We start from the raw sequence: 12413 nt of genomic DNA, 5'->3' as shown, positions 1-12413 counted from the left end.
GGGTCGCCCAGCAGGCAGGCCGCCCAGCTCGCCAGGGCCTCGTCGACCCAGGTGCGCCAGGCGTGCTCGTCCGCGCCGCCGGCCACCGCGTCGTCCGCACCCGAGATCCGGTCCAGCCGGGCGGAGCCGCCGGGGCCCGCCACGCCGACCAGGGCGGCGTCCAACGGCGTCGGGTAGCGCAGCCTGGCCGCGAGCGCGACGGCCTGGCGGGCCTGCGCCTCGCAGAGCGCGGCGGAGAACGCGCCGCCGCACGCCGGGTAGGAGCGGGTCAGCCACTGGGCGGTGGCCGCGATGACCGGGGAGAGTTCTGCTTGCACTGCCGAGCCGTCCGAACTGGTCTGCGAGAACTGGGGGTCCGTCACGCTAACCCGCGGCTCCCGGCGCGGTCCGTGGCCCGGATCTCCCCGACGCCGTGGCCTCGGCCACATCCGCGCCCCGGACCTGGGCGGACGCGCGCCCCGCCCGGCCCGGAATGCGATCCTGGGCGCTCACCGAACATCGATCCGCACTGCTCACCACTGATCAACGCCCACTGCTCACCACTGATCGATCCGCCCTGCTCACCGCCACTCACCACCGACCGTTGGAGCACCGCTGAGTACCGCCGTCCTCTCCGAGGCCGTTCCGGTCGCCCTGCTGCTGGGCGTGCTGGTCTTCGCCGTCGTACGCCCCCGGGGACTGCCGGAGGCCGCGGCCGCCGTGCCCGCCGCCGCGCTGGCCGTGGCGCTCGGCACGGTCACCCCGGACGCGGCCTGGGCGCAGGTCCGCAGCCTGCTGCCGGTGGTCGGCTTCCTCGCGCTGATCCTGGTGCTGGCCCACCTGTGCGCCCGGGACGGCCTGTTCGAGGCGGCCGGCGCGCTGGTGGCCCGCCGGTACGGAAGCAGCCCGCGACGGCTGCTGGCCGGGGTGTTCGTGCTGGCCTGCGCGGTCACCGCCGTACTCAGTCTGGACGCCACGGTCGTGCTGCTCACCCCCGTGGTGCTGGCCACCGCCGCCCGGGCCGGCGCGCCGGCGCGGCCGCATGTGTACGCCACCGCGCACCTGGCCAACTCCGCCTCGCTGCTGCTGCCGGTCTCCAACCTGACGAACCTGCTGGCGTTCACCACCAGCGGGCTGACCTTCACCCGGTTCGCCGCGCTGATGGCGCTGCCGTGGCTGGTCTCGATCGCCGTCGAGTACGCGGTCTTCCGCCGCTTCTTCCGCGCCGACCTCGCCGTGCCCGTCGCCCCGCGAGAGGAGCGGCCCGCCGGACCGGCGGAGCCGGCCGTCCCCCGGTTCACGCTCGTCGTGCTGGCCCTGACGCTGGCCGGGTTCGCCGTCACCTCGCCGTTCGGTCTGGAGCCGGCGTGGGCGGCGCTCGGCGGCGTCGTCCTGCTCGGCGGCCGGGCACTGCTGCGCCGCCGGGCCACGGCGCGGGAACTGGTCGGTGCCGCCTCGCCGCTGTTCTGCCTGTTCGTACTGGCGCTGGGCGTCGTGGTGCAGGGCGTGGTGGCGGGCGGGCTGGCCGACGGGCTGGCCCGGGTGCTGCCCTCGGGCCACTCGCTGCCGGCGCTGCTCGCGGTGGCGGCGGTGGCCGCCGTGCTGGCCAACCTGATCAACAACCTGCCGGCCGTGCTGGCCCTGCTGCCGCTGGTGGCGCCCGCCGGTCCCGGCCCGGTCCTCGCGGTGCTGATCGGCGTGAACCTGGGTCCCAACCTGACCTACGTCGGGTCGCTGGCCACCCTGCTCTGGCGGCGCATCCTGCACCGGCACGGCATCGCCGCCGACCTGGGCCGGTTCACCCGGCTGGGGCTGATCGCCGTACCGGCGACGCTGGTGGCCGCGACGGTGGCGCTGTGGGCGTCACTGCGGGTCATCGGCACCTGAGCCGCGCGCGCCCGGTCACCAGGGCGTGCTCGGCAGGGTCGGACGGCGGACCGCCTCGGCGGCGTCCCGCAGGTGCAGGGCAACGGTGATCAGGGCGCGCAGCGCGGACGGGCGCAGGTGCTGGGCGCTCTCCGCGGCCAGCACCAGCAGACAGCCCGCGGCCTGCTCGACCACCGGGACCGGGATCTCGAAGTCCTCGTCGTCGGCGCCGCGGAAGGCGCGCCACGGGGCGGCGGCGCCGTCAATGGCCCGCTGCACCGCGTGTTCGAGGTGCAGCGCGGCCTGCTCGCAGACGGGGGGCGGCAGGATGATCGTGCGGGAGAACGCTGAACTGGTCATGGTCCCACTGGTCCCCCGGCGCCGGGGCGTTCGATCGGCGTGCGCGGCGGTATTCACCGGGTCGGCCGGTACCCGGGGCTCCGGCACCCGTGGCTCCGGCACCGTGACTAGGGTGACGCCATGGACGCCTTCGGGGACGCGACGGACGGTGACCGTCCCGGGGCCGCGGCGGCGCGGCTCACCGGACGGGCGGTGACGGGTGCGCGGCGGCGGTCCGCCGGGCTCACCGAGGCCGTCCTCGACGACGGGACGTCGGTGATGGTCAAACGCGGCGACACGGCGGACTCCGTGCGGCGGAGGCGGCCGGGCTGCGCTGGCTGGCCGCCGCGCGGGCCGTCGCGGTCCCCGCGATGCGCGGCGCGGACCGGCGCTGGCTGGTCACCGACCTGGTGCCGGCGGGCCGGCCGGACGTCCGGGCCGCCGAGCGGTTCGGCCGGGAGCTGGCCGCGCTGCACGCCGCCGGAGCGCCCGCGTTCGGTGCCGCGCCGCCCGGCGGGCCCGAGGCGGCGTACATCGGCCGCGCGCCGATGCGCAACACGCCCGCGCCCGGTGCCAACTGGTCCGGCTGGTACGCCGAGCAGCGGGTGCTGCCGTATCTGCGCCGCGCGGTGGACGAGGGCACCGTGCGGCCGGCGGAGGCCGCCGACGTCGAGCGGGTCTGCGCGCTCCTGCCGGAGCTGGCCGGGCCGCCCGAGCCGTCGGCCCGGCTGCACGGCGACCTGTGGAACGGCAATGTGCTGTGGGGCGCCGACGGCGCGGTCCAGCTGATCGACCCGGCCGCGCACGGCGGGCACCGGGAGACCGATCTGGCGATGCTGCGCCTGTTCGGCTGCCCGCACCTGGAGACGGTGCTCGCCGCCTACGACGGGGCGGCGCCGCTCGCCGCCGGCTGGGCCGGACGGGTCGGCGTGCACCAGCTGTTCCCGCTGCTGGTGCACGCCGTGCTGTTCGGACGGGGGTACGCGGAGCAGGCCGTGACCCTCGCCCACGCCGCCCTGGCCGGGTGAGGGTCAGCGGGTGACGACGTGCCGTTCGTTGGGCACGCAGTGGGTCATCGTCAGCCCCGCGACGTCGCGCGGCGGGTTCTTGCCCAGGTTGGACAGCCGCTCGCGATCGTCGTCGGTCAGGTCCTGACTGGCCAGCGGTTCGAGGCCGGTCACGTCCTGCGGCGAGATGCCGAGGCCCTCGCCGACCCGCAGCCCGAGGTCGTTCTCGACCAGCAGGAAGTGCCACACCATGCGTTCCCGCACCGGACGGTCGCACTGGGAGAGCAGGTTGACGAAGTTGCGCACCAGGTCGTCCCGCTCCCACTGCTCCATCAGGCAGTAGCGCTGGCCCGCCTGGAGGTAGTCGTTGGTGCGCGGGATGCGCTTGCGGGTGACCCGGCCGCGGATCTCCGGCCCCTGCTCGTCGTGGGTGGGGTACTCGCCCTCGCGCAGGCTGCCGTCGGTGATGGACGGCTCGTAGTTGACGGACGGGTTGTCGCCGCCGTCGGTGTGGTAGGTCATCAGGCCGTCGCGCTGGTTGGTGTGCACGGTGGCGTTCTTGGCCTGGTTGACCGGGAGCTGGAGGTAGTTGGGGCCGACCCGGTAGCGCTGGGTGTCGCTGTACGAGAAGGTCCGGCCGACCAGCATCTTGTCGTCGGAGAAGTCCAGGCCGTCGACGAGGACGCCGGTGCCGAAGGAGATCTGCTCGTTCTCGGCGAAGAAGTTCTCCGGCATCCGGTCCAGCACCATCCGGCCGACCGGCCTCGGCGGGAAGTCCTGCTCGGGCCAGGTCTTGGTGTCGTCCAGCGGGTCGAAGTCCAACTCCGGGTGGTCGTGGTCGTCCATCATCTGGACGAGCAGCTCCCACTCCGGGTAGTCGCCGCGCGCGACCGCCTCGTAGAGGTCCTTGGTGGCGTGACCGGTGGAGTCCGCCTGTACGTTGGCGGCGTCCTCCTCGGTCATGCTGCGCACGCCCTGCTTGGGCATCCAGCTGTACTTGACCAGCTTGGTGTCGCCCTGCGCGTTCACCCATTTGTAAGTGTTCACGCCGAAGCCCTGCTGGTGGCGGTAGTCGGCCGGGATGCCGCGCGGGCTGAACAGGTTGACCAGCATGTGCATGCACTCCGGTGTCTGCGACATGAAGTCGAAGATGCGCCGGGGCTGCTGCTCGAAGGTGACCGGGTCGGGCTTGAGGGCGTGGATGACGTCCGGGAACTTGATGGCGTCGCGGATGAAGAAGACGGCCAGGTTGTTGCCGACGAGGTCCCAGTTGCCGTCCTCGGTGTAGAACTTCACCGCGAAGCCGCGCGGGTCGCGGGCCGCCTCCGAGGAGTCGCGGCCGCCGATGACGGTGGAGAAGCGCAGGGCCACGTCGGTGCGCTTGCCGCGCTCCTGGAACAGCTTGGCCCGGGTGTAGCGGTCGATCGGCTCGTCGCCCCAGGCGCCGTACGCCTCGAAGTAGCCGTACGCGGTGACACCGCGGGCGTGCACCACGCGCTCGGGGATGCGCTCCCGGTCGAAGTGGCTGATCTTCTCGAGGAACTGGTAGTTCTCCAGCGTGGCGGGCCCGCGGGCACCGACCGTGCGCTGGTTCTGGTTGTCGTAGACCTGGTGTCCCTGCCGGTTGGTGAGCACCTTCCGGTCGTCGCCGGGAGCGGGACCCTGGCTCGATACGTCGGTCATCTTCGTTCGGCTCCTTGGACTCGTGGCCGCCGCGGCGACGCGCGTGCCGCAGCGGCGGCCGGCGGCCGGTCGCGTGGGCGTCCCGGGTACCCGGCCGCGCGGGGTCAGTCACTCGTGACACTGGCATGCCCCCGGACCCCCCGCGACTGGCCGCGGCGGGCCGGACGGCGCATCGTGGACCCATGATCGCGAGCACGGCGGGTCCGGCCGCCGGTCCGGCGGCCGTCCCGCGCACGAGCGGGAACACTCCGACGGGCGCGTCCGCGCGGGCGAGCCCGGCCACCGCGGCCGTGCCGGTGTCCGGGCCCCGGGAGGTACGGCGGTCAGCCCTCGGCGAGCCGGGCGCGCAGCAGTCCCTTGCCCAGTTCGGCGCCCTTGCGGCTGTCCGCCTGGGCCTTGCGGAACAGCTCCGCCACCTCGGTGTCCTTGTTCCGCTCGGCGTCCTGGATGTACGTCTCCAGGCGCAGCGCGTTCTTCAGGCACGACTCGACGTACCAGATGAGGTTGTAGTCCTTGTCCTGCGTACCGGTCACACCGCCGGTCTCCGCTCCGCTGGTCATACGGGCCTCCCTTTCACGCGTCCGGTCGGACGGGACCTTCTTCGGAGCGACCCGGGTACCCCGTCGCGGGGCGGCACACGGCACCGGAACCGGCCATCCGGCCGGTGGCGACGCCGGCAATTTCACGTCCCGCCGGGACACATGTCCCACTGGGACATTGGAGGTGTATCGTGAGTGGCATGACGGCAGCGAAGCCCACGGACACCGCGGACGTCCCCGACGACCGGCGCCGGCAGAAGGCGCGGCGGACCAGGGACGCGCTGGCCGACGCCGCCCGCGACCTGATCCTGGACCGGGGCCTGGCCGCGACCACCGTGGAGGCCGTCGCGGAGCGCGCGGACGTCACCCGCCGCACCTTCAGCCGGCACTTCGCGGGCAAGGAGGAGGCCGCCCTCGACTTCGTGCGCCGCGACGGCGACCGGATCAACGCGCTGCTGCGCCGCCGCCCGGCCGCCGAGCCGCCGCTGCTGGCGTACCGCAGGGCGGTGCACGCGTGGCTGGCCGACCCGGCGCAGCCCCCGTTGCAACTGCGTCCGCGGATGCGCCGGCTGCTGGCCCTGGTCGACAGCGAGCCCGCCCTGTTCGGCGCCTACCAGCGCATCCGGGTCGACGCCCAGGAGGAGTCGATCCGCATCATCGCCGACCGGCTCGGCACCGACGGCGCCCGCGACGTGCGTCCGGCCGCCGTCGTCGACGCCGCCGCCGGCGTCCTGGTCGCCGCGCTGCGCGTCTGGGCCCGCACCGGCGCCCCCGGCTCGGGAGCCGGGGACCTCGCCGCCCTGGTGGAGCGGGCCTACGACGCCCTGACTTCGGAGATCGCGACCGCGACCGCCGACAGCATCACAAGAGAGTGAAAGCACCATGAGCACTTCGGGCACCCCCGTCACCGACTACGGAACCGAGTTCTCCGGCAAGACCGCGCTGGTCACCGGCGCCGCCTCCGGCATCGGCCTGGCCACCGCCCGCCGCCTGGGCCAGGGCGGCGCCAAGGTCGTCATCGCCGACTACAACACGGAGGGCGCCGAACAGGCCGCCGCCGGCCTGACGGCCGAGGGCATCGAGGCCGCCGCCGTCACCCTGGACGTGACCAGCCCCGAGTCCGTCGAGGCGGCCGTCCGGTTCGCCGTCGACACCTTCGGCTCGCTCGACCTGGCCGTGAACAACGCGGGCATCGGCGGCCCCAGCGCCCCGGTCGGCGAGTACGACGTCGACGCCTACAGCCGCGTCGTGCGCACCAACCTGGACGGCGTCTTCTACTCGATGCGCTACGAGCTGCCGGTCATCGAGGCCGCCGGCCGGGGCGGCGCCATCGTCAACGTCGCCTCCATCCTCGGCAAGGTCGGCTTCGCCGGCTCCGCCGCGTACGTGGCCGCCAAGCACGGCGTGGTCGGGCTGACCGAGACGGCCGCCGCCGAGTACTCCGCCAAGGGCATCCGGGTCAACGCGGTCGGCCCCGGCTTCATCGAGACGCCGCTGCTGAGGACCATGGAGCAGGACGCCTACAACGGCCTGGTCGCCCTGCACCCGGCCGGCCGCCTCGGCACCTCCGAGGAGGTCGCCGAACTGATCGTCTTCCTGCTGTCGGACCGCGCGTCCTTCATCGCCGGCAGCTACCACCTGGTGGACGGCGCCTACACCGCCGTCTGACCCGGGCACCGCGACGGGGGCGTCCGCGACGGGGGAAAACAAGAGAACGAAGGAGTTCGACCATGAAGGCACTTCAGTACCGCACCATCGGGGCACCCCCCGAGGTGGTCACGGTCCCCGACCCGGAACCCGGGCCCGGACAGGTACTGCTGAAGGTCACCGCCGCCGGGGTGTGCCACTCCGACATCGCCGTGATGGAGTGGCCCGCCGAAGGCTTCCCCTACCAGTTGCCGCTCACCCTCGGCCACGAGGGCGTCGGCACGGTCGCCGCGCTCGGCGACGGTGTGACCGGCCTCGGCGAGGGCGACGCGGTCGCCGTCTACGGGCCCTGGGGCTGCGGCACCTGCGCCAAGTGCGCGCAGGGCAAGGAGAACTACTGCCTGCGCGCCGACGAGCTGGGCATCTTCCCGCCCGGCCTGGGCCGCCCCGGGTCGATGGCGGAGTACCTGCTCATCGACGACCCCCGGCACCTGGTCCCGCTGGACGGTCTGGACCCGGTCGCGGCGGTGCCGCTGACCGACGCCGGGCTGACGCCGTACCACGCCATCAAGAAGTCGCTGCCGAAGCTCGGTCCGGGCTCGACCGCGGTGGTCATCGGCACCGGTGGCCTCGGGCACGTCGCCATCCAGTTGCTGCGCGCGCTGAGCTCCGCCCGGGTGATCGCCCTGGACGTCAGCGAGGACAAGCTGCGCCTCGCGCGTGAGGTCGGCGCCCACGAGACGGTGCTGTCCGACGCCGGGGCCGTCGAGGCGGTCCGGAAGATCACCGGGCCGATCGGGGCGCAGGCGGTGTTCGACTTCGTCGGCGTGGCGCCGACCGTCAAGACGGCGGGCGGTGTCGCGGGCGTCGAGGCCGACGTCACCCTGGTCGGCATCGGCGGCGCGCCGTTCCCGGTCGGCTTCGGTCTGACGCCGTTCGAGGTGTCGGTCTCCGCGCCCTACTGGGGCAGCCGCAGCGAGCTGATGGAGGTGCTGGCACTGGCCCGGGCCGGCGTGGTGTCGGTGCACACCGAGACGTACTCGCTGGACGACGCCCCGCTCGCCTACCAGCGGCTGCACGACGGCAAGGTCAACGGCCGCGCGGTGATCCTGCCGAACGGCTGACCCGCGAGAACGCGGGGGCGCGACCGGTCCCCCGTTCCGGTCGTACCCCCGCGCCGTCCCCCGAGGTGTTCGAACCTAGGGGGCGGCCCGGCCGCTGTGAAGCGTGCCGGTGCCCGCTGTCCGGCCGCGGGGGCTCACCCGTGCACAGGTGAGTCCGGATGATCCGGGTTCGTACCGCGCGGCGGTGCGAGACCGAGGTCGCCCACCGCCAGGTGGGCGAGGACCACCTCGTACAGGTCGCCGCCGCCGGCCAGCAACTGGCGCTCCAGGACCGGTTCCGCGCCGCGGACGTGCTCGCGCACGGTCTGCGGGTGCAGGCCCAGCGTCCGCGCGGTCCGCTCGGCGTTGCCGCCGGCCGCGATCCAGGTGCGCAGGGTGCGCCGCAGCCCGCGGGGGTCCGGCTCCAGCCGGCCGAGCAGGTCGCCGGCCCAGGCGCGCAGCGGGGGCCCGGTCAGCAGCTCGGTGAGGCAGGTCCCGTCCGGTCCGCCGGTCTCCCCTTCGGCGGCGAAACCGGCCTCGGCGTTCAGGGTGAGGTGTGTGGTGGCCCGGACGGTCAGGTCGGCGAAGTCGGTGTCCAGCAGCGCCGCGACCCGGTCCATCCGGGCCCGGACGGTGTTGCGGCTGATGCCGAGGATCTTGGCCGCGTTGACGGCGGTGAACTCCAGGCCGAGCCGGGTGGTGGCGAGCAGTTCGGCCCGGGTGTGGTGCGGCAGCCGGTCCAGCGGGCGCAGCACCCGGGCGGTCCAGCCGCGCAGCGCCGCCGGGTCGATCAGCCGCTCGGGCGGGGTCCGCTCGGCGTACACGGCGGCCCGCTCCGGGCGGATCCGGGCCACCGCCAGGGCGCTGACCGCCTGTCCGTAGGCGGTGGCGGTGCGCACCAGGCTCTGCCGGACGCTGCCGCCCAGCAGCGCCCCGGGGTGCCGGCGGATCAGCGTCCGCAGTTCGTCGCCGGTGCTCTCGCGGGGCGCCACGACGATCACATGGCCGTCCATGGCGGGGCAGCGCACGACCAGGGCGCGGTCCCGGGTGGCCGCCCGGCACTCCCGGGCCAGCCGGTCGCGCCGGTCCGGGGCGGTCTCGACGACGTGGACGCTGGCCGTGTCGGTGTCGAGCAGGCCGGGCCAGAAGCCCGCCGCGACCCGGCGGGCGGAGACGATCTCCTCCACCATCAGCAGTTGCAGGATCGCCAGCCGCAGGTCGGAGGTGGCCCGCTCCAGCCGGTATCCGGCCGCGGCGGAGGCGCGGGCGGCCAGCAGCAGGGTGAGCGCCTGCGCGGTGTGCGCGACGATGCCGGCGGCGGTCCGGTCGAAGGGCGCCGCGCGGGCCACCGCGAGCACGGCGGCCGGTTCCGCACCGCCCCGCTCCACCCGGACCAGCCGCAGGTGGCGCCCGGCGTCCTCGAAGGCGGCGGAGGCGATCCGGCCGGCCGTCAGGTCCCGCAGCGGGCCCGCGTCGCACTCCACCGGGGTGCCGGCCAGCAGCCGTCCGGTGCCGTCGCGCAGCGACACGGTCGCGGGCAGGGCGCCGGCCAGCCAGTCCACGACACCGCGCACGTCGTCCCCGCCCGGTTTCAGCCGGCCGAGCAGTTCCTCCGCCCACCGCGCCCGCCCGCTGTCGTCCTGCCGGCCTGTCACGTCGTCCCTCTCCCGTCGGGTCGTGCCGCTCTCCCCCCACCCCCATCATCCCGGTCGGTCGGTCGGTACGGTGCCGGGGGCTTAAGCTCGGCGGATGGCGAAGTACTTCGACGTGCACCCCGACAACCCCCAGCCGCGCAGCATCGCCCAGGTCGCCGACAGCGTCCGCTCGGGGGCGCTGATCGCGTACCCGACGGACTCCTGTTACGCGCTGGGCTGCCGGCTGGGCAGCCGGGACGGCATCGACCGCATCCGTTCCATCCGCCGGCTCGACGACCGGCACCACTTCACGCTGGTGTGCCAGGACTTCGCGCAGCTCGGTCAGTTCGTACGCGTCGACAACGACGTGTTCCGGGCGGTCAAGGCGTCCACGCCCGGCAGCTACACCTTCATCCTGCCCGCGACGCGCGAGGTGCCGCGGATGCTCCAGCACCCCAAGAAGAAGACCGTCGGCGTCCGCATCCCCGACCACGTCGTCACCCAGGCGCTGCTCACCGAGCTGGGCGAGCCGCTGCTGTCCAGCACGCTGCTGCTGCCCGACGAGGAGGAGCCGCTGACCCAGGGCTGGGAGATCAAGGACCGGCTCGACCACGTGCTGGACGCGGTGGTCGACTCGGGGGACTGCGGCACCGAGCCGACCACGGTCGTCGACTTCTCGGGCGGCGAGGCGGAGATCGTCCGCTACGGCGCGGGCGACGCGACGCGCTTCGAGTAGGCGGGGGCCGGGCCGCCCGGGCGCAGGTCACCGCCGGTGCCGCCGGCCGGCCGTGGCACGATGATCCGGTCCGCCCGCGCCCCCGGGCGGCCGTGTGCCGACGTCACCACAGGAAGGCAGCCCAGCCATGACCTCCGTAACGGGAACCGCGGTCGACATCGCCACCGCGGACGGCACCGCCGACGCGTATCTGACCCGGCCCGACGACGGGCGGGCGCATCCGGCGGTGCTGCTCTACATGGACGCCTTCGGTCTGCGCCCGCAGCTGCGGTCGATGGCCGACCGGCTGGCCGGGGCCGGGTACACGGTGCTGGTGCCCAACGTCTTCTACCGGCACGGGCGGGCGCCGGTGGTGCCGGTGCCCGACTTCATCGACCACGCGTCCCGGCCGGCCGTCTTCGAGCGCCTGTTCCCGATCATGCAGTCCCTCACCCCGGAGCAGGCGATGCGGGACGCGGACGCGTATCTGGGCCGGCTCGCCGCGGGTCCGGAGGCGGCCGACGGCCCGGTCGCGCTGACCGGTTACTGCTTCGGCGCCCGGCTCGCGCTGCTCACCGCCGGCACCTACCCCGACCGGGTCGTCGCCGCGGCCGGGTTCCACGGCGCGCAGTTGGCGACCGACGCCCCGGACAGCCCGCACCTGGTGGCGGACCGGATCACCGCCGAGGTGTACTTCGGCCACGCCGACCAGGACCACGCGATGCCGCCGGAGCAGCAGGAGCGGCTGGCGGCGGCGCTGACCGCGGCCGGGGTCCGGCACCGCTGCGAGGTCTACGCCGGCGCGGCGCACGGCTACACGCAGGCCGACACCGCCGAGTACGACGAGGCGGCCACCGAGCGGCACTGGACGGCCCTGCTCGACCTGCTCAAGCGCGCGTTCTGAGGCGCGCGTTCTGAGGGTGTCATTCCGGAAGAGGACGTTTTCCCCCGTTCCCGGGAAAGCCTTGCAATTGCGTGGCCGGGCCCCGTAGAACTCTCCTGCACCACATGCCGTGGCTCTGGGGGGAGTTGGCTCATGGAAGGCACGGTCGACGGATTCCGGTACGGGCTCGTGACCCCGGTGGCGGCCTATCTGATGGCCTGTCTGGGCGGTGCGCTCGGGCTGCGCTGCACGGTGCGCACGCTGCTCAACGCCCAGTCCTTCAAGGCGGGCTGGCTGGCTCTCGGCGCGGCCTCGATCGGCTGCGGGATCTGGACGATGCACTTCATCGCCATGATGGGCTTCCGCGTCGCGCAGACCCAGGTCCGCTACGACGTCCCGCTGACCGTGCTCAGCCTGCTCGTCGCGGTCGTGGTGGTCGGCGTCGGGGTGTTCATGGTGGGTTACCGCGGGGCCGGGCGCGGCACGCTGGCGCTGGCCGGCCTGGTCACCGGGCTGGGGGTGGCCGTCATGCACTACCTGGGCATGGCGGCGCTGCGGCTGGCCGGGGAGCTGCGCTACGACGTCCTGACGGTCGGGCTCTCGCTGGTGATCGCCGTGGCCGCGGCGACCGCGGCGCTGTGGGCGGCGGTGACCGTGCGGGGCTTCCTGGCCAGTCTCGGGGCCAGCCTGGTGATGGGCCTGGCGGTCTCCGGGATGCATTACACGGGGATGGCCGCGGTCAGCGTCCATCTGCACGGCACCTCGGGCGGCACCTGGGACGGCAACTCGGCCGCCTCGCTGCTGCTGCCGATGCTGCTCGGCCCGGCCGTCTTCCTGCTGCTGGCCGGGGTGGTGGTCATGTTCGACCCGCTGCTGGTGCTGGGCGAGGGCGACTGGAACCGCCGGCCGGCCCCGGCCGGCCGGGCCGCCGAACGCGACGGGCAGCCGTACACGCCGGCCCCGCCGCACGCCAACTCGGTACCGCCTCGGCACGGTTGACGGCCCCTGCCCCGCGACC

The 12413-nt window shown here is 74.2% G+C and carries 11 protein-coding genes and 2 pseudogenes; 8 read left to right on the top strand and 5 right to left on the bottom strand.

All coding sequences use genetic code 11. From position 1 onward, the window contains the following. A pseudogene (locus tag AB0G32_RS37935) lies at positions 1 to 317 on the bottom strand (hypothetical protein); the annotation flags it as partial. 277 nt (positions 318 to 594) lie between these two features. On the opposite strand from AB0G32_RS37935, the gene AB0G32_RS37930 reads away from it, so the two are divergent. Further along, positions 595 to 1866 carry an SLC13 family permease gene (locus AB0G32_RS37930; protein ID WP_361174691.1) on the top strand — a complete coding sequence of 424 codons (1272 nt, stop codon included), beginning with the start codon at positions 595 to 597 and terminating at the stop codon, positions 1864 to 1866. Between the two features lie 15 nt (positions 1867 to 1881). On the opposite strand, the gene AB0G32_RS37925 is transcribed toward AB0G32_RS37930, so the two are convergent. Next, positions 1882 to 2205 carry a hypothetical protein gene (locus AB0G32_RS37925; protein ID WP_361174688.1) on the bottom strand — a complete coding sequence of 108 codons (324 nt, stop codon included), beginning with the start codon at positions 2203 to 2205 and terminating at the stop codon, positions 1882 to 1884. A gap of 120 nt (positions 2206 to 2325) precedes the next feature. Here AB0G32_RS37925 and AB0G32_RS37920 point away from each other — a divergent pair. Next, a pseudogene (locus AB0G32_RS37920) lies at positions 2326 to 3212 on the top strand (fructosamine kinase family protein). Positions 3213 to 3215: 3 nt separating this feature from the next. On the opposite strand, the gene AB0G32_RS37915 reads toward AB0G32_RS37920, so the two are convergent. Continuing rightward, a complete protein-coding gene (locus AB0G32_RS37915) occupies positions 3216 to 4874 on the bottom strand; it encodes a catalase (protein WP_361174686.1) in 1659 nt (552 codons plus the stop codon). A gap of 323 nt (positions 4875 to 5197) precedes the next feature. Further along, positions 5198 to 5434 (bottom strand): hypothetical protein, encoded by a 237-nt coding sequence (locus tag AB0G32_RS37910; RefSeq protein WP_361174683.1) that lies wholly within the window; start codon positions 5432 to 5434, stop codon positions 5198 to 5200. A gap of 179 nt (positions 5435 to 5613) precedes the next feature. On the opposite strand from AB0G32_RS37910, the gene AB0G32_RS37905 reads away from it, so the two are divergent. The 3 genes from AB0G32_RS37905 (at position 5614) to AB0G32_RS37895 (ending at position 8184) form a co-directional block, all read left to right on the top strand. Further along, a complete protein-coding gene (locus tag AB0G32_RS37905) occupies positions 5614 to 6288 on the top strand; it encodes a helix-turn-helix domain-containing protein (protein WP_361174680.1) in 675 nt (224 codons plus the stop codon). A 7-nt stretch (positions 6289 to 6295) separates the two neighbouring features. Then, entirely contained in the window at positions 6296 to 7081 is a 786-nt protein-coding gene (locus tag AB0G32_RS37900) for an SDR family NAD(P)-dependent oxidoreductase (RefSeq protein ID WP_361174677.1), read from the top strand. Between the two features lie 62 nt (positions 7082 to 7143). Next, a complete protein-coding gene (locus tag AB0G32_RS37895; RefSeq protein WP_361174674.1) occupies positions 7144 to 8184 on the top strand; it encodes an NAD(P)-dependent alcohol dehydrogenase in 1041 nt (346 codons plus the stop codon). A 134-nt stretch (positions 8185 to 8318) separates the two neighbouring features. Here the strand turns inward: AB0G32_RS37895 and AB0G32_RS37890 are convergent, their stop codons facing one another. Continuing rightward, on the bottom strand, positions 8319 to 9818 hold the full coding sequence (locus AB0G32_RS37890; protein ID WP_361174671.1) for a helix-turn-helix domain-containing protein: 1500 nt from the start codon (positions 9816 to 9818) through the stop codon (positions 8319 to 8321). Positions 9819 to 9912: 94 nt separating this feature from the next. Here AB0G32_RS37890 and AB0G32_RS37885 point away from each other — a divergent pair, with 94 nt between their 5' ends. The 3 genes from AB0G32_RS37885 to AB0G32_RS37875 all read left to right on the top strand — a co-directional run bounded on the left by AB0G32_RS37885 (position 9913) and on the right by AB0G32_RS37875 (position 12394). Beyond that, the gene (locus AB0G32_RS37885; protein ID WP_361174668.1) at positions 9913 to 10533 is read left to right on the top strand and encodes an L-threonylcarbamoyladenylate synthase; all 621 of its coding nucleotides are present in this window, start codon (positions 9913 to 9915) and stop codon (positions 10531 to 10533) included. Between the two features lie 127 nt (positions 10534 to 10660). Then, on the top strand, positions 10661 to 11416 hold the full coding sequence (locus AB0G32_RS37880; protein ID WP_361174665.1) for a dienelactone hydrolase family protein: 756 nt from the start codon (positions 10661 to 10663) through the stop codon (positions 11414 to 11416). Positions 11417 to 11548: 132 nt separating this feature from the next. Next, a complete protein-coding gene (locus AB0G32_RS37875) occupies positions 11549 to 12394 on the top strand; it encodes an MHYT domain-containing protein (RefSeq protein ID WP_361174662.1) in 846 nt (281 codons plus the stop codon). Positions 12395 to 12413 lie beyond the last annotated feature (19 nt).

The organism is Streptomyces sp. NPDC023723 (assembly GCF_040639815.1).
Taxonomy (GTDB): Bacteria; Actinomycetota; Actinomycetes; order Streptomycetales; family Streptomycetaceae; genus Streptomyces.
This window is presented reverse-complemented; position numbering and strand designations above follow the sequence as displayed.